This is a genomic window from Acidimicrobiales bacterium, from assembly GCA_041394185.1.
GTDB lineage: Bacteria > Actinomycetota > Acidimicrobiia > Acidimicrobiales > Poriferisodalaceae > JAAETH01.
In genome coordinates this window covers 1,194,714-1,214,965 of the sequence record JAWKIQ010000001.1, presented here as the reverse complement: position 1 = coordinate 1,214,965, position 20,252 = coordinate 1,194,714, and the positions used below count along the sequence as shown (strand labels likewise).

Annotated in this window: 18 protein-coding genes; 15 read left to right on the top strand and 3 right to left on the bottom strand. The window is 66.3% G+C overall.

What is annotated here, in order from left to right:
* Positions 1–89: 89 nt before the first annotated feature.
* Positions 90–1,289, top strand: a complete 1,200-nt coding sequence (locus tag R2770_05675) for a DUF222 domain-containing protein (protein ID MEZ5279941.1) — start codon at positions 90–92, stop codon at positions 1,287–1,289.
* Positions 1,290–1,298: 9 nt separating this feature from the next.
* On the opposite strand, the gene R2770_05670 is transcribed toward R2770_05675, so the two are convergent.
* Complete coding sequence (locus R2770_05670; protein MEZ5279940.1) at positions 1,299–2,012, bottom strand: glycerophosphodiester phosphodiesterase; 714 nt, start codon at positions 2,010–2,012, stop codon at positions 1,299–1,301.
* Positions 2,013–2,302: 290 nt separating this feature from the next.
* On the opposite strand from R2770_05670, the gene R2770_05665 reads away from it, so the two are divergent.
* The 10 genes from R2770_05665 (at position 2,303) to R2770_05620 (ending at position 10,246) form a co-directional block, all read left to right on the top strand.
* Entirely contained in the window at positions 2,303–2,503 is a 201-nt protein-coding gene (locus R2770_05665) for a hypothetical protein (GenBank protein ID MEZ5279939.1), read from the top strand.
* 31 nt (positions 2,504–2,534) lie between these two features.
* Entirely contained in the window at positions 2,535–2,813 is a 279-nt protein-coding gene (locus R2770_05660) for a hypothetical protein (GenBank protein MEZ5279938.1), read from the top strand.
* A 4-nt stretch (positions 2,814–2,817) separates the two neighbouring features.
* A complete protein-coding gene (locus tag R2770_05655) occupies positions 2,818–3,147 on the top strand; it encodes a twin-arginine translocase TatA/TatE family subunit (protein MEZ5279937.1) in 330 nt (109 codons plus the stop codon).
* Positions 3,144–3,971, top strand: a complete 828-nt coding sequence (tatC, locus tag R2770_05650; protein ID MEZ5279936.1) for a twin-arginine translocase subunit TatC — start codon at positions 3,144–3,146, stop codon at positions 3,969–3,971. The genes R2770_05655 and tatC overlap by 4 nt, the downstream gene beginning before the upstream one ends.
* Positions 3,968–6,571 (top strand): DEAD/DEAH box helicase, encoded by a 2,604-nt coding sequence (locus R2770_05645; protein ID MEZ5279935.1) that lies wholly within the window; start codon positions 3,968–3,970, stop codon positions 6,569–6,571. The genes tatC and R2770_05645 overlap by 4 nt, the downstream gene beginning before the upstream one ends.
* A gap of 16 nt (positions 6,572–6,587) precedes the next feature.
* Entirely contained in the window at positions 6,588–7,202 is a 615-nt protein-coding gene (locus R2770_05640) for a hypothetical protein (GenBank protein MEZ5279934.1), read from the top strand.
* 53 nt (positions 7,203–7,255) lie between these two features.
* The gene (locus R2770_05635) at positions 7,256–8,863 is read left to right on the top strand and encodes an FAD-dependent thymidylate synthase (GenBank protein MEZ5279933.1); all 1,608 of its coding nucleotides are present in this window, start codon (positions 7,256–7,258) and stop codon (positions 8,861–8,863) included.
* 63 nt (positions 8,864–8,926) lie between these two features.
* Entirely contained in the window at positions 8,927–9,382 is a 456-nt protein-coding gene (locus tag R2770_05630; protein ID MEZ5279932.1) for a hypothetical protein, read from the top strand.
* Complete coding sequence (locus R2770_05625; GenBank protein MEZ5279931.1) at positions 9,375–9,842, top strand: GNAT family N-acetyltransferase; 468 nt, start codon at positions 9,375–9,377, stop codon at positions 9,840–9,842. The genes R2770_05630 and R2770_05625 overlap by 8 nt, the downstream gene beginning before the upstream one ends.
* Entirely contained in the window at positions 9,839–10,246 is a 408-nt protein-coding gene (locus tag R2770_05620) for an NUDIX hydrolase (protein ID MEZ5279930.1), read from the top strand. Before R2770_05625 ends, R2770_05620 begins: the two co-directional genes overlap by 4 nt.
* Positions 10,247–10,259: 13 nt before the next feature.
* Here the strand turns inward: R2770_05620 and R2770_05615 are convergent, their stop codons facing one another.
* Entirely contained in the window at positions 10,260–11,747 is a 1,488-nt protein-coding gene (locus R2770_05615; protein MEZ5279929.1) for a two-component regulator propeller domain-containing protein, read from the bottom strand.
* Between the two features lie 134 nt (positions 11,748–11,881).
* Between R2770_05615 and R2770_05610 the strand changes: the two genes are divergently transcribed.
* Entirely contained in the window at positions 11,882–14,953 is a 3,072-nt protein-coding gene (locus R2770_05610; GenBank protein MEZ5279928.1) for a BTAD domain-containing putative transcriptional regulator, read from the top strand.
* 180 nt (positions 14,954–15,133) lie between these two features.
* On the opposite strand, the gene R2770_05605 is transcribed toward R2770_05610, so the two are convergent.
* On the bottom strand, positions 15,134–16,648 hold the full coding sequence (locus R2770_05605; protein ID MEZ5279927.1) for a hypothetical protein: 1,515 nt from the start codon (positions 16,646–16,648) through the stop codon (positions 15,134–15,136).
* Between the two features lie 142 nt (positions 16,649–16,790).
* On the opposite strand from R2770_05605, the gene R2770_05600 reads away from it, so the two are divergent.
* The 3 genes from R2770_05600 to R2770_05590 all read left to right on the top strand — a co-directional run bounded on the left by R2770_05600 (position 16,791) and on the right by R2770_05590 (position 20,235).
* Positions 16,791–17,975 (top strand): CoA transferase, encoded by a 1,185-nt coding sequence (locus R2770_05600; protein ID MEZ5279926.1) that lies wholly within the window; start codon positions 16,791–16,793, stop codon positions 17,973–17,975.
* A 1-nt stretch (position 17,976) separates the two neighbouring features.
* The gene (locus tag R2770_05595; protein ID MEZ5279925.1) at positions 17,977–19,344 is read left to right on the top strand and encodes a glutamine synthetase family protein; all 1,368 of its coding nucleotides are present in this window, start codon (positions 17,977–17,979) and stop codon (positions 19,342–19,344) included.
* Positions 19,345–19,458: 114 nt separating this feature from the next.
* The gene (locus R2770_05590) at positions 19,459–20,235 is read left to right on the top strand and encodes a zinc ribbon domain-containing protein (GenBank protein ID MEZ5279924.1); all 777 of its coding nucleotides are present in this window, start codon (positions 19,459–19,461) and stop codon (positions 20,233–20,235) included.
* Positions 20,236–20,252 lie beyond the last annotated feature (17 nt).

The following is a 20,252-nucleotide window of genomic DNA, read 5'->3' as shown; positions in this document are numbered from 1 at the left end:
CTCGCCGCGTGGCGCCACCTGTCTTCGTGCCCGCATCTTTGCGACAACTGATGTTTCTGCGCCGCTGCTGAGTGGGCTTGGGTTGAGTGATGCTCCTATGGGGTGTATGTGTCAAGCGGCTGACAGAGGTGCGGGTGGTGCTTAGCGGCGCCGACGAACTAGAGGTGATGGGTGTCGGCGGGCTCGAAGACGAGCTCGGCGGCCTTCGTCGTGTGCGTGCCCGTTTGGACGGCCACGAAGCCCGTTTGTTGAGCGCCCTGACCAAGGCCCGTCAGAGGGCCGCGAACCGCAAGGGCAAGGAGTCGGAGGGTGGTTCCAAGCCGGACCCTGGGCCGCCTGCTCCGTCGCGTAAGGCCCAGCGTGAGGCCGAGGCCAGGTCACGGCGTCTGGCGACCAATCCCGATGTTGCCGAGGCGTTGGAAGCAGGTGACATCAATTCGGAGCACGCCGACTACTTGACCAGCACGGACCTGCCCGATGACGTCAAGGCCGGCTTGTTGGCTGACGCGATGTGCCAGTCGGCTGATGAGACCAGGGCGGCGGTTCGTGAGGCCGAACGCGAGCAGACCCGCGAGGACCCTGACGAGCGGCTGGCGCGTCAGCGGAGGCGCCGGCGTGGGTCGTGTGGGATCGACGGTGACGACATGATCTGGTTCAACGCAGCATTGGACCCGGTCACTGGTGCGGCGTTGAAAGCCGAGTACGACCGACGTGAGCGTGCTGCGTTTCATCACGACATGCGAACTATCACAGACCCCAGAAAGCGGCGCAGCCATCAGCAGCGTGGTGCTGACGTGATCGCCAGCATGCTCACAGACGGCCTCGTACCAGCCACCACCGCCTCAGATGCCAGGGGCAGTGTGAACCTGATCGTGGACATCGACCAACTCGACAAACCCGACGGATCGGCCTACACGATCGACGGCGCACCGATACCGGCATCGATCGCACGTTCGATGCTGTGTCGGGCTCAGATCAATGTTTGGTTTCAGCAGGCGGACAGGCGACAGTTGGACCTGGCATACGACTGCAACACCGAAGCCTCGCGATGTGAGGCCCACCACCTGCACCATCGCGAACACGGCGGATCGACCGACCTCGACAACCTGGCGCTGTTATGCCCACAACACCACGACCGGTTGCACCAAACCGGCAACCGCCTGGTCATGGGCGACACGCCAGACCACTGGCAACTCCAAGACAGCCACGGCACCGTCATCAGCGAATGGACCAAACCACCACCACGACAACAAGAACGCGCCGGCAAACCGCCAAACCAAGCGGCCTGAGGTGTGGCGTCAGTGGGCGTTGATGGAACCCATCAGGCGGTCGACGTGGTCGCTGAATATGCCGTCGACACCGATGCGGACCAATTCGTCGATCTCGCGTTCGTGTTGGGCATCCCAGCCCAGCGCGTACCGGTCGAAGCGGTGGAACAGGGCGGCGAGTCCGCCAGACCAATCCTTGCGATGCATGTTGATGGCGTCGATTCCGGCCTCGGTTATCAGCGCCGCGCGCCGTTCGGGGCCTTCCTTGATGCGCGCCAGCCGGGTTGAATCGACGAGCTTGGCCGACGTCATCGAGCGCCACGACGCCACCAGTTTCCACTCCCAGTGGCACAGCCACAGCCGGGGCTCGGCACCAGCACGACGGGCAACATGCACCACTTCCTCGACGGCGCGCGGATCCTTGATGTCGAGCGACAGCTCGAAGTCGGTACCGCACTCGGTGTAAAGGTCGGCGAGCGAGGGCACGTGCTCTGGCAGCTCGGCCCGGTGCATCTCGGCGATTGGCCGCTTGAGCACACCAAAGACACCGTGGCGGAACTCGCCGTCGTGGTCCAGCACGGCGTGGCCGTCGACGGTGAGCCAGACGTCGCTCTCCAGACCAGAGGCGCCCATCTCGAGGGCCGTCTTGAAAGCCTCGATGGTGTTCTCGGGCGCGTGTGCCTTGGCTCCGCGATGTGCAAACCCGATGGGTGGCGTGCGAAGAGAGGGGAGTCGGGGCGCCATATCGGCAATTCTCGCGCGTGTTGAAGGCAAACGCGACGAGCCAGCAGCGTGAAATTGTTCCGCGCGAGGTATTCACAATCACGCTCGTCATGTCCTCAACGGTGGGGACACGGCTTCCGATGGATCAGGGCAAGTACCGAAGAGTCGGAGTCGAAGTGGCGAAGATCAGGGCCAGCTGCCCCACATGCGGCGACGTGGAGCTCACAACCGACGACGTTGTCGTTCGGGTGTGCGCTGATGACAACTCAGGGACGTACACGTTCTCTTGTCCGTCCTGTGCTACCAACGTCGTGAAGCCAGCAGAGCAGCACATTGTCGATCTCCTGGCGGCGTCGGGGGTGAAGGTGGTCGTGTGGACACTGCCAGCCGAGCTGAACGAAAGGCCGGTAGGCGAGCCGTTCACCCACGACGATCTGCTCGACTTCCATGCGATGTTGCACGACGACGGCGCCCTGAGCGCCGCGCTGGCGGCCATAACCCGTCACGCCTGAACTGGTGTACGCCACGGGTAGGGTTCTGTACGTGAGCCCCCTGTGGATCGTTGCAGCCGCCGTGCTGGTCGTCGGCGCCGTGCTGATCGGCCGTGCGGCAGTGCTGTGCGACTACGAGGCCCGCGGTGCCCAGGCCGACCTCGACGACGCCGCAGCCGCCCTGGCGGCGCTGGGCGTGCAACGCACCGGGTTCGACCAGGCCATTGGGCGACTCGGCCGAACGGCCCAGGCGGTCGGCGGCCCGGTCAAGGCTTCCCAGGCTTCGGTGCGCATCGCGCGCAGCTGGTGGCGTCGGGCACGTACCCTTTGATCCGATGAGCGTTTCCAGCACAGAGATCATCGTCGTCTTGTTGGTGGCGCTCATCGTGCTGGGCCCAAACCAGCTCCCCGATGCGATGCGGCGGCTGGGGTCGGCCTACAGAGAGTTCAAGAAGATCTCGTCGTCGGTCCAAAACGAGATCAACTCGGTCGTCAGCGAGACCACCGGCATGTTCACCAGCACCGCCGACACCGTTTCGGGCCGTGCAGAGGTGAAGAGCACGGGCGGTAGCGACGACCAGGACGACTTCGATGGCACGCTGCCCAAGTCGAACCAGAGCTACCGCCCTGCCGACGAGGATCTAGACGCTCCCGAGGACGCATGACGGCAGCCCGATCGCCCGCCCAGCGCAAGGCCGGCGAGATGACCTTCTGGGAACATCTGGCCGAACTGCGGACCCGCCTGATTCGATCGTTGCTGGCCATTGCGGTTGGTGCCGCCGTGGTGATCGCCATGTGGGACCCGATCTCGAACTTCTTCATCGAGCCCTACTGCGATGTGTTGGCCGACATCAGACCCGACGCCGACTGCAGCCTGTTCATCCGCGATCCGGTCGAGGGTTTGCGGGTGCGACTGAAGGTGGGCTTCTTTGGCGGTCTGGCCCTGGCGATGCCCGTGGTGTTGTGGCAACTGTGGCGCTTCGTCACACCCGCCCTGAAACCCAACGAAAAACGCTGGGCCATACCCTTCGTGACCGCGGCATTGATCCTGTTCGCATCGGGCGTTGCTCTGGGCTACTGGACGTTCCCCCGAGCACTCCAGTTCTTCGTGGACGTCGGCGGCGACAACATCGATCCGCTGTTCGGGCCGGCCGAATACTTCGACATCATCACCTTCCTGATGCTCAGCTTCGGCGTCGGGTTCGAGTTTCCGATCCTGATGATCTTCATGCAGCTCGCCGGTGTGGTGCAGCCCCGAACGCTGGCCCGATTCCGGCGCCACGCGATAGTCGCCATCGTGGTGTTGGCGGCGGTAATAACCCCCACGGGCGACCCGTGGACCCTCAGCGCACTGTCGGTTCCGCTGTACATCTTCTATGAGGCCAGCATCGTGGTCGGCTGGTTCCTGACGCGCAACCGCCGCGAAGACCCGCCGCCGGCGCTGCGCGACCGGTTGCCGCGCTGGCTCGGCGGGCGCAAGAACACGTGACCAAGGTGCGCGAGGCGTTCCTCGGCCGGCTCGGTTTCACGCCCGACGACTTCCAGCTGGCCGCCTTCGACGCCATCGACGATGAGCGTTCGGTGCTGGTCGCAGCCCCGACCAGCTCTGGCAAGACCCTGGTGGCCGAGTACGCCATTTCGGTTGCGCTCGAGGCCGGTCAGCGCGTGTTCTACACCACACCGATCAAGGCACTCTCGAACCAGAAGTTCAACGACCTGTGCGGCTGGCTCGGCTCTGAACGTGTGGGCCTGCTGACCGGCGACAACGTGATCAGGCCCGACGCCGACATCATCGTGATGACCACCGAAGTGCTGCGCAACATGATCTACGCCGGTTCGGGGGCGCTGAGCGACCTGGGCGTGGTGGTGCTGGACGAGGTGCACTATTTGCAGGACACCTACCGCGGCCCCGTCTGGGAAGAGGTGATCATCCAAACCCCCCAGCAGGCCAGGCTGGTGGCACTGTCGGCGACCGTTTCGAACGCGCAAGAACTGGCCGAGTGGATCGCCACCGTGCGCGGCGACTGTGAGTGCATCGTCGAGACCACGCGGCCTGTGGTGTTGCACCAACGCTTTCTCGTGGCCGACCGCGCCGAGCACAAGCTGGTCGACATGCGGGTGCTGCGCGGGCCAGACCCAGATCGTCACACCGCCAGGTATCTGGCCAAGCATGCCAGCGGGCCACGCGCCAGGGGGCGCAGGCGTTTGGCCAGGCCCCGTCGCAACGAGGTGGTCGAACATCTGCATCAGCAAGATCGTCTGCCCGCGATCTTCTTCATCTTCAGCCGTCAGGGCTGTGACGACGCCGTGCAGCAGTGCCTGCACGCTGGCATCGAGTTCCTCGACGCGACCGAACAAGCCCGAGTCGCCGCAATAGCCGCACACCACACCAGCGAACTGACCGATCAAGACCTGAAGGCGCTCGGGTACCGGAACTTCCTGGCCGGTTTGCAGGCTGGGGTCGCATCGCACCACGCGGGCCTGGTGCCGCCGTTCAAAGAAGCGGTCGAGGAGTGTTTCTCGCTGGGCCTGCTGCAGGTGGTGTTCGCGACCGAGACGCTGGCGCTTGGCATCAACATGCCGGCCCGGTCGGTGGTGATCGAGCAACTCAGCCGGTTCCGTGGCGAGGGGCACGTGATGTTGACTCCGGCCGACTATGCCCAGCTGACGGGCAGGGCGGGCCGGCGGGGCATCGACGACATCGGCTACGCGTACACACTGTGGAGCCCCTACGTCGAGTTCGACCAGGTCGCCGCGCTGGCAGGCAGCAAGGAGTTCTCGCTGCGATCGGTCTTTCGGCCCACCTACAACATGGCAGCCAACCTTGTCGCGACCCGAACCGAAGAGGGCGCGGTCGACCTGCTACAGCGTTCGTTCGCGCAGTTCCAAAGCGACCGCAGCATTGTTCGCCTGACCGGCGAGCTGGGCCGGGCCAAGGATCGCCAGGCCGAGCTGGAGGCAGCGATGATCGAGCGGTGGGGTCGCACCGGCCCGCCGCCGTCGCCCACCGGACGCCCACAGCGCGCGGCCGAGGTCGTCAAAGCAGACCCTCACGAGATCGACCGGTCGCTTTCGAGGTGCCGCCCCGGTGACGTTGTCGAGCGAACTCGCGACGGCAGTGTCGATCTGCTGCTGGTGCTGGGGGTGTCGCAGCGCCGGCACGGCGGGAGCCGCCTCCGGGTGGTGACGACGCGGGGCAAGTCGATGATGGTTGCCAGCCCCGACTTCGACCAGCCGGCAAAGGTCGTCGAACGGGTGAGCCTGCCCACCCCATACCAGCCGGCCCGACGCGAGTTCCAAAAAGAGGCGGCCGCCCAGCTTCGCAACGCCGAGAAGATCTTGAAGGCTCAGAGCTCAGAAGCCCCCGAACAGACCCAAGACCGGGGTGGTCTCGACGACCAGCAGCTGAACGAATGGGCCGCAGACCACAACCGCCACCTCCGTGCCGTGCGCACGTGTGAGCGCATAGAACGCAGGCTCGAGAACGCGGCCGACGGCCTGGGGCAGGCCTTCAGGGCTGTCGTAGCGGTGCTGCGCGAACGCGATTGTGTCGATGGCTGGTCGCTGACGCCCAAGGGAAGGCTGCTTCGCAAGGTGTTTCACGAGCACGACCTGTGGATCACAGAGGCGGTCGCAGCAGGGGTCTTCGACGGGCTCGACCCGGCCCGCCTGGCCGGCGTCGCCTCGGCCATCACCTTCGAGCGGCGGGGTGGTGGGCCGGGCCCCACACCATGGTTTCCCGACGATGTCACCAAGGGGCGGGTCGGCGAACTGAGGGGCATCTCCAGGTCGTTGGCGGCCGCCGAGCACCGAAACGGCATCACCGAGACCCCAGACCCCGACGCCGGGTTCTTGGCCGCGGCCCACGCCTGGGCCCTCGGCATCGACGTCGGCGAACTGTTGGCCGAAGAGGAGCTGTCTGGCGGCGACTTTGTTCGTCAGATCCGCCAGCTGGTCGACCTGTTGCGCCAGATCGCAGCCATCGCTCCGCTGCCAGAGACCGCCGAAGCGGCGCGCAAGGCCATCGACGACATCGACCGCGGGCTGGTGTCTGCCGCGACCCGCCTCAGCGAAGGCGAAGCCCTGTGAACCGGCGAAACCCTCGATGACCATCGAGAAGGGGGCGGCCTGGGGTCACCAGGGGGTGCTGGCCGAGGGGTCCCCGGTGTGCGCGACCGACGCCGAGCTACGCGAACTGGTGGTGAGCGCACTGTCGCACGGCGGCGACATGCCAGGCCAGGTCGGCCTCACCGGGGGAGACCTGTGGCGTACCTGCGGATCGCCCGGAGGTGGCCTCGACCGGTTGCACACCCAAGCCCTGGTAGCTCCCATAGACGTGGTGCGGGTCGATTTCGACGGTTCGGTCACCTGGTTCGTGGCCCACCTGGTGTTGCGGCGCTCGTGGTGGTACGGGCGCGTCGTCGGGGCCATGAACGCCGAGTTCCTGGGCAACTGGGACGTGGGCACGCGAACCCACCCCAACGACGGGCGGGTCGACGTGTACGACGTCAGCATGGACGTCGTACAGCGGTGGAGAGCGTGGCGCCGCCTGCCGACAGGACGCCACGTGCCCCACCCCGCAATATCGGTGCGCCGGGTCAAGAACATCGAGATCGAGCTCGACCGCGCCGCCGACCTGTATCTCGACGGCGAACGTGTAGCCCGCACCCGCAGGGTGGGTCTCACCGTTCTCCCCGACGCGCTCACAGTGGTGGTCTGACCGCCTAGGCGGGTCCACGACCATCGTCTGTTTCTCTCGTACCATCACTGTCCGTGCACGGGTACGCAACCGAGACCTTCACGGTCGAAGAACAGGACATTCTGAGGCGTTACTTCACCAACCTCGACCAGCCGGTTTTCGCCCTCGTGAACCTGCCCGAGGTGGTCAAGGGCGCCTTGTTCGCCAGGTATTCGCGAACCCACAAGAGCCTGAGGCGCCTGTTCCTGGACGAGTTCGTGCTCGATCTGGACGTCACCGGCGACTCGACCATCGACGCCACCGTGGGCCTCGAGCGTGCCGACGAGCTGTATCAGAAGGTGTTCTTCGAATACGGCGACGACTCGGTCGCCCAGCTGGGTGGAGTTCACCTGGCGTGCGAACAGGCCTCGAACCTGCTGACGAAGGTGCTCGAATGGGGTCGGCTGATGTCGTACCTCGAACAATCGACGCGCTATCTGGCATACGACACTCGTATCGAGGGCCGCTATCGCTACTTCCGCGACCCCGATCTGTTGGCGTCGTCGATGGGCACCAGGTACGTCGGCGACATGGACCGCATGTTCGAGTCTTATGCCCACGCCCTGCCGCTGCTGCAAGACCATTTCAAGGCGTCGCGGCCCAAGTCCGATGGCGAGAGCGACTTCGTGCATCGCCAAACCATCAGGGCCATGAGCTTCGACGCGGTGCGGGGGATGCTTCCCGCGGCCTCGATATCGAACGTGGGCATCTATGGCACCGGTCAGGGCTACGAGGCCCTTCTGCTGCGGATGAGGGCCCATCCATTGCCCGAGGCCCGCCAGTACGCAGACATGATGCTGACCGAGCTGCGCAAGGTGATTCCTTCGTTCCTGCGGCGTGTCGACGTCGCCGACCGCGGCGGTGCCTGGTCGGCCTACATGGCAAACACCCGATCGGCGATGGAAGACATCGCCGCCGAGCTGATCGACCAGTCGGGTCACGACATGGTCGACGGCAGCCCCGGCGTGCACCTGGTCGACTGGGATCCCGACGGCGAGAACAAGGTCATCGCCGCCATGCTTTACCCCGACACGCATCTGCCAGAGGCCACCCTCATGGCCCGCGTCGAGCAGATGACGGCCGATGAACGAATGAACGTGGTGCGCGCCTATGCGGGCGAACGTGGCAACCGCCGCCACAAGCCCGGCCGGGCCCTCGAGCGCACCTTCTATCGCTTTGACGTGCTCAGCGACTACGGCGCGTTCCGCGATCTGCAACGCCACCGGATGCTGACCGTCGAGTGGCAAGATCTCTCGCCCCTGCACGGATATGTTCGGCCTGCAGCGGTAGAGGCCGCCGGAGCAGACGACCTGTTCGACCGGGTCATGGACCGCTCGGCAGCACTGTACGAAGACCTGATGGCCGAGTATCCGCGCCAGGCGCCTTACGCGGTGTCGATGGCGTTCAGGGTGCGTTATGTCATGCAGCTGAACGTGCGGGAAGCCATGCACATGCTGGAGCTTCGCTCGGCACCCCAGGGGCATCCTGCCTACAGGCGTGTCGCCCAAGAGATGTACCGCCAGATCTCCGATGTGGCGGGCCACAGGGCCATGGCTTCGCTGTTCAAGTTCATGGACATGTCGGCCGGCGACCAGGGCCGCTCGGACGCCGAGGCACGCACCGAAGCCCGCCGCAGCTCGTAACTGCAGCGAACCTGCAACCAGCCCCTGGTTGGTAACCAGACGCCGGACGGCCATCCTTTAGGGGTGACGACAGAGCGCAATTCGGCCGAGCAACTGCTCGATGTGTTTCTCTACGCCCCGGTGGGCCTGGCCCTCGAGATGTGTGACCGCCTTCCCGACCTGGCCGACAAGGGCAGGCAGAGGCTGGGCAATCAGGCTCCGGCCGCCCGCCTGATCGGCGAGATGGCGGTCACGGCAGGCCGCAAGAAGCTCGAAGACATGTTGGCGGGCCTGCGCGAGCAGACCAGCGCCGAATCGGCACAGCCTGCCGAGTCACCTGCCCCCGCCGACGACGTAGTCGACACCCAGTCGGGCGAGCCCTTCGGCGGTTACGACGCCATGACAGCGGTCGACATCATCGGCCGCCTGGTCGACCTGTCCGACACCGAGAGGGCAGCGGTGAGGAGCTACGAAGCCTCCCACAAGGGCCGTCGAACGGTACTGGGCAAGCTCGATCAGCTCGACGGCCGAGATGGCTGACGCCCGTGTGGCGACGCTCGCCGACATCGACTCGATAGTGGCGCTGGCCCGCGACGGCCTTGACGAACAGCGCGACGCCCGCGGCGGGTCGATATTGGCGGTCCGCGAGACCCGATCTGCGCCCTATGAGCTGAGCTTGCGCGAGGCGATCTCCGATCCCGACGCCGAGGTGTTCGTCGCCTGTATCGACGAGGTGGTCCTGGGCTACCTGGCTGTGCGGGCTGAACACCTGCGCTCGGGCGACGCGTTGGGGGTCATCGACGACATCTTTGTCGAACCCGAAGCCCGCGAGGTCGGGTTGGGCGAGGCCATGGTCGAGTTGGCCGTCGAGTGGTGTCGGCAACGACAGTGCATAGGCATCGACGCCCACGCGCTGCCCGGGAACCGGGCCACCAAGAACTTCTTCGAGAGTTTCGGGTTCAAGGCCCGGCTGCTCGTGGTGCACCGACCACTGTTATGAACCCGTCACCCACCCTCGGCGTGGGCGGCATTGCCGTGCACCGGGGCCGCGTGCTGCTGGTGCAGCGGGGCAAGGATCCCGGACGTGGGCTTTGGGCGTTCCCTGGCGGCAAGGTCGAGGTGGGCGAGACCATGGCCGAGGCCGTAGTCAGGGAACTCGCCGAGGAGACCGGGCTGGCGGTGCGGTGTGGGCCATTGCGGGGTTGGGTCGAGCGCGTCGGCCCCGGCTATCACTTCGTGATCCTCGACTTCGACGTCGAGGTCGTGGGAACGATCGAACCCGTGCCCGGCGACGATGCGGCCGACGCAGGCTGGTTCAGCGCGGCCGACCTCACAAACCTGCCCCTGGTGGCAGGCATGTTCGAGTTCATGGCCGAGCACGGGGTTCTCGATCAGCTGAGCTGAGCCCGGGTCGGGCTCAGCCGTCTTCTGCTTCCTCTTCTGCCGACAGGCTGAATGCGCCCAGTTCGTTGATCTGGTCCTGTGTGGCCTCGTAGTTGTTCGAGATCACTCCGTCGACGAAGTAGGTCCAGCGTCCTGTCGGGCGTTGTACACCGAGCGAGTAGCGCCCGGCGGGCACCTCGGTGAACTCGAACCGCCCAGACGAGTCGGTGGTGGTCTCGAACACGACGGCCTGGCCGGTGCAGGGTGTGGTGCGGTTGTCGTCGATGGCGTCCAGGCAGATCTCTACCGGCGCGCCTACCAATGGCGAGCCCGTGGCGTCGAGGAACACACCGGCCATGCCGGCGAGAGGTTCTTCCTGGGGCTCGGGCAGGGCCACACCCGGGCCGGCAGTTGCCACCAAATGGGTGCGGTTGTCGGAAAGGTCTGAGTTGTCCATCCGGTACCCGACGAGATCGTCACCGTCGAGCACGGTCAGGCCGGCCTGGGTCGCAAACCAGACCCGGCCGTCGGAGTCGACGGTGATGTCTTTGACCTCGATGCTCGTCATGCCCTGCTCTGGGCCCAGGGCCGAGCCCAAGCCGTTGTCGAACACCCGCACGCCCGCCTGGAACTGTGAGACGTAGACGACGCCGTCGGACACCGCCAGGGCGTCGTCACCGCTGAGGTCGAGGTCGGTGGCCGTCCATTCGGTGCCGTCGAACGACAGCAGGCCGCGGAATCCTGATGACACGTAGACCGTCGGGCTGTTGTCGTCGAATGCAATGGCGCTTGGGAACACGTCGTCGTCGAAGCCGTTGTCGGCCCACCATGCGGTCCACTCGCCGTCGAGATACCGGGCAACCGAACGCCCGGTGGCGACCCACGTCGCACCGTCGGGGCCGATCTGCACATCGCTGATGTTGGAGACGAACTCGGTGTCACCCAACACTTCCTCGGCCTCGAAGACCGTCCATTCGCCATCGGCGACGAAACCGACGTACTGGAATCCGCCCAGCCAGATCGCATCGCGGCCACACGCTATGTGGTCTGGCCCCTGGAGATCGGGGTCGATCACCATCGTGCTCCAAGAGTCGCCATCCAGCACCGCCAGCTCGTCGAAGTCTTCGGTTACGACCCGCCCGTCGGGGCACACGTCCATGGCTTGGAACTTGCCCCGAACCGCCGAGTTGGACGCGTCCCAGGTGCTCCAGCCATCGTCGGTCAAGCAGTCGAGCGAGCTGTTCGACATGACGCACACGATGCCGGCATCGAGGGTTTCGACCGGCGCTTCGGTTGTGGTTGTGGTGGCCTCGGTGGTCGTCGAGGTCGTCGAGGTCGTGGTGGCCGGTTGGGTGGTGGTGGTCGCTGCCTCGGTGGTGGTCGTGGTCGCGTCGGCGTCGTCGGCGCCTTCGTCGGAGTCGCCCGATCCGCCGCACGCGGCAGCTACCAATGCGACCGCCAGCGCCGAGATGGCCACCCGTTTGTTGAAGCGCCCCTTTGCGCCATGCCGGCAGAATTTCATTTCACAGCCTCCTGGTGATTGCGAGGCGGATGCCCCAGCCCATCGGGCTATCCGACAGCGTGGGCGTTAACCGACCATTAACGAATCGGAGACAGCCCTAGGGGCGCGCTGTGATGCCGAACTAGCGTGGCGACATGCAGGCCGCCGATCCCTCAGATGTGCGCCGCTTCGCGCCGGCCGCTCCTGCGGTCGAAGTCATAGAAAGACATCATCTGTCAGAGGTACTGGCCGGCAGGTTTTTGCGGCGGCTCACCGTATTGCGCGCCGGCGCCGGGTTTGGCAAGACGACCCTGTTGCATCAGGCGTTGACAACCGAGGCCTCCGCAGGCATCGACCTGTGGCTCGACCTGGGCGGGAGGGCGGCCGCCCACTCGAACATCACAGAATTGCTTCGAGACCGGCTCTGGGCCCTGGCCGAGAGCCACGGGACACCGATTGGCTTGGCAGCCGACGTTGCTGATGCTGTTTGGCAGCTGGCTCCCACGAACGTGGCGCTGGTCATGGACAACCTGCATGCGTACCGCGACCAGGACGAGCTGGGGAGCATGCTCGAACGCCTGCTGAGCGAGCTGCCCACCAACGGCCATCTGGTGTTGTCCAGCCGGCGCGAGCCGCCTCTGAAGTACCGGCGATCGTTGGCGACCGGCGAAGCCGTGCTGATCGACGAGAACGACCTGAGCTTCGACAGCGAGGCCATAGCCAGATTCGCGGCGATTCGCGGCGTGGATCCCAGCGACCTGGGCGACACCGGCTGGCCCGCCCTCTTGGAACTGAGGGCCAGCGCCGGCACCGCGGCCGAACGCGAGTACATAGCTGAGGAGGTTCTTGCCGCACTGGGCGAGCAACGACTAGATGCGGTCGCAAAGCTGGCATTGCTGGGCCGATTCGACGACCGCATGGTGCGTGCCGTAACCGGATCGGACGCGAGGGCCGCGGACCTGGCCGACGGACTGCCCCTGACCAGTCGCGCGGCCGACGGCTCGATCGTGCTTCACGACATGTGGGCCACGCTGTTGCCTGCTCTTCCGCACGACGTCGAGGTCGAGGTGCTGGCGACCATGGCCGACGAGCTGAGAGGCCGCGATCAGCTGCCGACGGCCCTGTCGCTGTACGCACGGGCTGGCCGGGTTGGTGCCGCCCGCGAGCTGTTGCGCCCAATCGCCTGCGACTACGCCCTCAGATATGGCCTGTCCGAGCGTCGCCAGATGCTGGCCGCCGTGCCAGCCGAGCTGCAGAAGCTGCCCGAGACCGAGCTGATACGGGCCGACCTGGTCTTTGCCGCCACGCCGTCGGCGTCGGTGGCCATGCTCGAGAGCGCGCAGGCCGCGGCGCGCGAAGCGGGCGATTGCGAGCTGGAGCTGCAGGCGCTGCTGAGGCTGGCGGAGGTTCAATACCGAAGCGACGACAACGCGGGCTTGGCAAGCATCGCCGACCGGGTGCAGCAGCTGGCTCGATCCGACCTGGTGGCCGGGCGCGCCGTATTGGCCCTGATCGACATCTGGCGCAACATGTCCTCCGATTCATACTCGGCCGCCCTCGACCTGCTGTGTGAGGGCTGGCTCGAGCGATACGCACCCACCAAGACGATCGGCCACTACTACCGGGCGGTGCTGCCGGGGCTGATGGGCCACGCGCAGGCATCGCTGGAGGCGCTGGATCAGGTGATCGGCGACCTGCACGGGCGTCACGGGTCGCGGGCGGCCGGTCACCGATCGATCATGCGGTTCTATCTGGGCGACCTCGACCAGAAGGCTCGCGACGACGTCTGGCGGCTGGTCGAGACCATCAAGGAACAGGGCCACGTTCACCTGTTCATCGAGGGTGCGTGCACCTGTGCCATCTACAACGTGGTTGGTGGCTCGCCCGAGGACGCAAGGCATCAGCTCGAACAGGCCGTCGACGCCGCGGCGGGGTTCGCCCAGTCGTCCTGGGCTCATCACATGGTGTCGATAGCCGAGGCCACACTTGCAGCGTTCGACGGCGATGAAACCAAGGCGGCCCGGATACTCGATGACACCATGCCCGCCGGCGGCCCCTTCGACGGCTTGACCCGTCACGTCTACTACAACATCGCAGGCCTGGTGTACCTGTTGGTGCCCCGTTCGCGCCCCCACTGGGACGCAGACGACTGCGGCCCCGCGATGCGACTGGCGCGCGACGTGGGCCGGGCGATGGTGGCCCTGCGCGAACACTCCGACACGGCCCCTGCCGCCGCGCTCGATTGGAGCAAACCCCACCGGCTCAGAACCTGGGCGATAGAGCCCCACCTGGCCGAGTTGGCCGTGGCAGCCCTCAGCGCAGGCAACGAGACCGCCAGGGGAGTGCTCAGCGAGCTTCGCCATGATCCACACAAGGCGCTCACGTTCGTGGGTGATCGTCACGCTGAGACGCTTTCGCAATCGACTGGTGCGCTGCTGGTCGGTGTGCCACGGCGGCCAACCGAGGTCGTCGAGCTGTCGGTGTTGGGGCCAACCGTGCTGCGCACCGGCGCGACCTCGACGACGTCGGCCCAGATGCGCCGCCGGGTCAGGGAACTGCTGCACATCCTGGTCGATGGGCGCCGGGTACAACGCAGCCGCGTCCTGGGCCTCCTGTGGCCCACTCTCGATCGTCCCAAGGCCTTGAACAACCTGCGTGTGAACCTCAATCACCTGAACAGGCTGCTCGAGCCCCATCGAGCCCCCAACGAGGCGCCGTGGCATGTCAGGCGCGACAACGAGTGTTTGATGTTGGCCCAATCGCGGCTGTTGCGAATCGACGCCGATGTCTTCGACGACCTTCGCGCCAGGGCGGCTCGGGCTGAGAAAGAGGGCTCACCGGGCGATGCGGTCGAGAACTACTTGCGCGCCTGCGCCCTGTATCGCGGCGACTATCTGGTCGAATCGACCGACTTCGACATCGGTTTCGAGGAGCGCGAGCGTCATCGAATCAGCTTCACGGCCGCCGCCACCCGCTGCAGCGAGCTGTTGACCGCCCGCGACCGGCCGGACGAAGCCGCGGCGTTGGCCCAACGTGCCATCGACGCAGATCCTCTGTACGAGCCCGCCTATCGGGCCCTGGTGTCAGCGCTGACCCGAGCGGGGCTTGCCGGCCAGGCACGCGACGCTGCGCAGTCTTGTATTGCACTGTTCACGGCCGAGGGCCTCGCCCCTCCGCATTTCGCGACCAACGCCACACTTGGCAGGTCGATGCCCGGAATGCTGTGAGAGTTGCCACAATCACTCAAGTGACACAGCGCCGCGGCCGAAGGCAAACAGCGTGATCGGCGTTCAAGGCATTCAAGGTTGCGACCACGCAGGCGGCGCGACCGTGCAGAAGATGTATCTGCCCAGCGAGAAGATCGACCTATGCCGTTGCACCAAGTGCAAGGCAGAGTGGGACGAGCCTCACGCTTCTGAGGTGTTGTCCTCTTCGGCTGTTGCCTGAGCGCCACCGTCCTCGCCGGCCTCGGCAGTAGCGACCGCTTCGGCGGTCTCGACTGCTTCGACGGCTTCGACGGCCTCGGGCGCTTCGGCAGCTGGCAGGGCTTCGTGGGTTTCGGCTGCTGGCAGGGCTTCGTGAGCCTCGGCGGCCGGCAGCGCCTCAGGTGCGGGTGCAGCTTCAGGGACAGCCGCGGCCTCAGGTGCGGGTGCGGCCTCAGGTGCGGGTGCAGCCTCATGTGCGGGTGCAGCCTCAGGTGCGGGCGGGGCGGGCGGTGCCGGTGGCTTCTTCGAGCGCCGCGGGCGCCTGGACGGTGTCACCCCGAACTGGGTGGCAACCTCTGGCAGCTGCGAAGCGACCTTGCGCACCGTCTCGAGCAGTTCGTCCGAGGGCTTCTCGGGCACGTGCTCGAGCTTGAAATGGGGGCGCACCACCGAACGGCTCACGGCGTCGAGCACCGTGGCCAATCGCTGCTGGCCGGTCTCGGCGGTGACCGACGCATTGGTGGCCTCGATCAGGCGCTGCAGCAAGTCGTCGGGAAGGCGTGCCCCGGCCTTGGGCGAGCGTGAGCTGACGCGCAGGGCCCGCACGACCCGGCCGTCGGCCAGGGTGGATGCCACCTCGTCGACCCACTCGGTTTGGGCCCGCTCTACCCGGGCGTTGAGCCCATCGCGCAGCTGGTTGGCGAGCTCGCGGCTCTCCTTGTCGTGGGCCGACTCGGCGGCAACCACGCTGCGCAGGTCGCGAAGGTCGATCTCGTCGATGTCTGCCAACGCGGCCTCGGCGCGGTCGCGCCACTCTGCGTCGCGCAGCTTGGGCATCAGGGTCTCGGCAAGCGCTACGAGCGCCGAACCGTCGATGGGGTTGGTGCCGTCGGCCTTGGCCTTCTCGTTCTGGACATCGATTTCCTTACGAACGGCCTGAAGGCCGCCGCGCGACAGCTGCTCGGCCACGACCTTCTGCTCTTCGGGCAAGGAATCGATCCAGGCCTGACGATGAGCCCGGCCGGGGCGCAGGCGCTTGGGCTTCGGGCGCTCTTCGCGGGCTTCTCGCGGCTCGCGGCGCGGGCGCCGGTCGCCACGTTCGCGGCGACCGCCTTCGGATTTCTCGCCACCCTCGGGGCGGCCGCCACCTTCGCGATCGCGATCGCGACCTCTGCCCCGACCCTTGCCCTTGCCCTTGTCGCCGCCCTTGCGCTCCTTCCAGGTGGTGGTGACACCGCCCTCGAAGCTGCGGCCGATGAGCTCGATGGTCTCGTCTGGCTTGCGGCCCGAGCGAGCCTTGGGGGGCAGGACGTTCTCGAGGAACACACCGTCGAGGGCGAAATCGGCATCGGCGCGACACACGTCGCCAACCTGGGCTCCGTCGTAGAGGGCGCTGGTTTCTACCGTTCCCTTGGGCAGCTTGGCCCCGGCAGCACGCCAGGTCCAGGTTCCGTCACCGCGGTCGCTGGTGAGCTCGATGTCGATTCGGCGGGTCATGACGAACTCCATTGGGAGTGGGGGAGGGGCAGTGCCCCTGCGTTACGGGCGCCAAGGGTACTCAACCTCCTGGGCCATGAGATCCCTCGACGCAAAAACGCGTATGGTTGCCCGGGCCGATGGCTTCGTAGGGGGAACCACAGTGAGTACAGATCCGCTCGGCGACATCAGGGTTCTCGAGATCGCCAACTGGGCCGCGGCGCCGTCCGCCGGCGCGATCATGGCCGACCTCGGGGCCGATGTGATCAAGGTCGAAGCGCCATCTGGCGACAGCATCCGAGGGATGATGCGCCAGGCGGCGGTGCCACCCGAGCAGAACCCCGACCATTCGTTCCAGTTCATGAACCGTGGCAAGCGCTCGGTGGCACTCGACCTGGGATCACCCGAGGGTGCGGCAGCCGTTCGCCACATCGCCACCACCTGCGATGTCGTCATCACCAACCTCGTTCCCGAACGCCGCAAGCGCTTCGGCCTCGACGTCGACGACTTCCTGGCCGTCAAGCCAGACCTGGTCATCGGGCTGTTCAGCGGCTACGGCGAGGAAGGCGACGAGTCATCGCGCCTGGGCTATGACACCACGGCGTTCTTCGCTCGCAGCGGCATCCAGGGTTCGATTCCCGGGCCCGAAGGGCCGGCCCGTTTCCGGCCGGGAATGGGCGACCACACGTCTGGCCTGTCGCTGTTCGGGGCCTTGATGGCCGGCCTTCGCGCACGCGACCGCACCGGCGAGGGCCAGGTGGTGGAGGCGACCCTTCTGCGCACCGCAATGTGGACAGTGGCCATCGACGTGGTGCCAGCCGTCGCAGACGCCAAGCCGGCCAATCCTCGGCTGCGCAGCGAAACGGTCAACCCCATGGTCGAGCCGTTCAAGTGCGCCGACGGCAAATGGATACAGCTCACCAACCCCAACCCCAACGTGTGGGATCGCTTCTGCGCCTCGATCCGCAGACCCGATCTGGCCGAGGCGCCCTACGACACCCCCAAGGGGCGTTTTGTGCGCAACGCCGAGCTGATGAACGAACTGGACCGCGAGTTCGCCACCAGGGCGCGGGCCGCCTGGGGCAAGCTGCTCGACGCGGGTCGCATCACCTGGGCGCCCATCAACGACACGGTCGAGGCCCTCAACGACCCGCAGGTCAGGGCCACGGGCGCTTTCGAGCCCATCGACCACCCCACCTACGGCACGTTCGACACCGTGGCCTCACCGTTTCGGATGCGCACCGCCACCTCGAAGGTGCGCGGGCCGGCACCGGGAGTCGGTCAACACACCGCCGAGGTGCTGGCCGAGGTGGGCATGGACCCCGCCGACATCGAAGCGCTGAGCTGACGTGGGCCCGATCTCCGGTATCTCGAGCCCAGAGGCACTGCGGCGAGCCGTCGCCGACGGTTCGATCGACACGGTGATCGTGGCCTTCACCGACCATTTCGGCAGGTTGATGGGCAAGCGATTCGACGCCGAGTTCTTCTGCGACGATGCCCTCGGGCACGGCACTCACGGCTGCAACTATCTGCTGACCGTCGACATGGACATGGAGCCCGTCGAGGGATATGCCTACGCCAACTGGTCGAAGGGCTACGGCGACTTCCACCTGGTGCCCGACCTGTCGACCCTGCGGCTGGCCGGATGGACGCAGCGCACGGCCCTGGTGTTGTGCGACGTGGTCGAGGGCCATCCAGAGGCGCCCGTGCCTGTGGCCCCGCGGTCGATCCTCAGCAAACAGATCGACAGGCTGAACGCCGCCGGTCACGTGGCCAAGGCTGCCAGCGAGCTCGAGTGTTTCGTGTTCGACGAGTCGTACCGCGACGCCCACGATGTCGGGTACCGGGGGCTCACCACGTCGGGTTGGTACAACGAGGACTATCACCTGTTGCAGGGGGCACGCGTCGAACCCTTCATCGGCGCGGCCCGCAGGGCGCTGAAGGCGTCGGGGATACCGGTCGAGAACTCCAAGGGCGAGGCGGCGCCAGGCCAGCACGAGCTGAACATCCGCTACGCCGAGGTCATGGACATGGCCGACCGGCACACCATCATGAAGCACGCCATGAAAGAGCTGGCCGACGCCCAGGGCATCTCGTGCACGTTCATGGCCAAGCCGGTCGAGGGTCAATCGGGCAGCAGCTGCCATATCCACCTGAGCTTGTGGGACCAATCGGGCAGCCCGCGCTTCGCAGACTCCGACGGGCCCACCGACGCCTTCAGGTGGTTTCTGGGCGGGTGGATGGCCCACATCGAAGAGCTCATGGTCATGTACGCACCCACGGTCAACTCGTACAAGCGGTATCAGCCCGCGTCCTGGGCGCCGACGAAGATCGCGTGGTCAACCGACAATCGCACGGCAGGTTTTCGCGTGGTGGGGTCGGGGCCCAGCCTGCGCATCGAATGCCGCGTACCCGGTGCCGACGTGAACCCATATCTGGCATACGCGGCCGCTTTGGCCAGCGGTCTCGACGGCATCGAGAACCGCATCGAGCCACCGGCCGAGTTGAGGGGCGACGGTTACTCGACGGCGGGGGTCCAGGCGTTGCCAACCCGGCTGTCCGACGCCGTCGACGCGTTCGAAGGGTCGCAGTTCGCAAGGGACGCCTTCGGATCAGACGTCGTGGATCACTACGTCCACTTCGCCCGCCAAGAGGACGCGGCCTGGCGCACAGCGGTCACCGACTGGGAACGCCAGCGCTACTTCGAGCGCATCTGAAGGCCTAAAGACTTCGGCGGTGGAGGCCGAAACCTCGACCGGGCGGAGAATCGATTGGGGACATCGGTGATTCGGTCTTTTCGCGGACCCGGGTTCGGGTGTCGTTGTGCGCAGATGCTCGTCGAGTGCCGCCATTGCGAGCGCGCCAACCGCAAGGGGGCGCTGTTTTGTGCCGGCTGCGGCACGGGTCTTGCCGAACGGTGCCACCAGTGCGGGGCTGCGGTAGGCGAAGACCACCGGTACTGCGATGTGTGCGGCGAACCCATACCCAAGCCCGTTAGGTGCGGACCCTCAGAGCTGCCACCAGGTCGCCGCCCGGGTGCCATGGCCGCCCTGCCGCCCGCGCGGGCGCTGATGGCATTGTCGCCCGGGCGGGCGCAGGTGGCATTGTCGCCCGGCCGGGCGCTGATGGCATTGTCGCCTGCGGTGAGCCAACCGGTGGTGGTGGCTCCCAGTGGGCCGACGCCGGCCGACCCCAGGGTCCTGCACTGGTTGCAGCAACTCGACCGGGCGGTGTGCCAGCGAGATTGGGAGACCTACCGCACGCTGTTGTCCGACCATTTCGTGCACCGCGATCATCGGCTGGGGCAGGTCGGCTCGACGACCCCGGACGAAGCGGTTGTGGCCGAACGCCAGACCGCAGCCTTGTTCGGCGCCATGCAGCCGAGCCAGGTGGTGTCGGTTGGGCCTGGACGAATCGCCATCCGTTCCGGCGCGTATGGCTCGTCGCGGGTCATGCCTTTCGTCAACCTGGTTCTGTTCGACGAGACCGGCCTGGTGTTGCGCAGCGAGACCTTCGACTCGCAGCAGTCGTACCGGGCCTTCGCCTTGGCGTCGTTGTGGGATCGGACTCTGGCTCAGGGGAACGAATGTTCGGTCGGGTCCGCATGATCGTGCCAAACGCGTTC

Bases quoted from the DNA above. Each gene is read 5' to 3' on its own strand.
- R2770_05640 (MEZ5279934.1), top strand. From the start codon at position 6,588: ATGACCATCGAGAAGGGGGCGGCCTGGGGTCACCAGGGGGTGCTGGCC.
- R2770_05605 (MEZ5279927.1), bottom strand. From the start codon at position 16,648: ATGACCCGCCGAATCGACATCGAGCTCACCAGCGACCGCGGTGACGGA.
- R2770_05620 (MEZ5279930.1), top strand. From the start codon at position 9,839: ATGAACCCGTCACCCACCCTCGGCGTGGGCGGCATTGCCGTGCACCGG.
- R2770_05590 (MEZ5279924.1), top strand. From the start codon at position 19,459: ATGCTCGTCGAGTGCCGCCATTGCGAGCGCGCCAACCGCAAGGGGGCG.
- tatC (MEZ5279936.1), top strand. From the start codon at position 3,144: ATGACGGCAGCCCGATCGCCCGCCCAGCGCAAGGCCGGCGAGATGACC.
- R2770_05675 (MEZ5279941.1), top strand. From the start codon at position 90: ATGCTCCTATGGGGTGTATGTGTCAAGCGGCTGACAGAGGTGCGGGTG.
- R2770_05655 (MEZ5279937.1), top strand. From the start codon at position 2,818: ATGAGCGTTTCCAGCACAGAGATCATCGTCGTCTTGTTGGTGGCGCTC.
- R2770_05610 (MEZ5279928.1), top strand. From the start codon at position 11,882: ATGCAGGCCGCCGATCCCTCAGATGTGCGCCGCTTCGCGCCGGCCGCT.
- R2770_05670 (MEZ5279940.1), bottom strand. From the start codon at position 2,012: ATGGCGCCCCGACTCCCCTCTCTTCGCACGCCACCCATCGGGTTTGCA.
- R2770_05625 (MEZ5279931.1), top strand. From the start codon at position 9,375: ATGGCTGACGCCCGTGTGGCGACGCTCGCCGACATCGACTCGATAGTG.
- R2770_05615 (MEZ5279929.1), bottom strand. From the start codon at position 11,747: ATGAAATTCTGCCGGCATGGCGCAAAGGGGCGCTTCAACAAACGGGTG.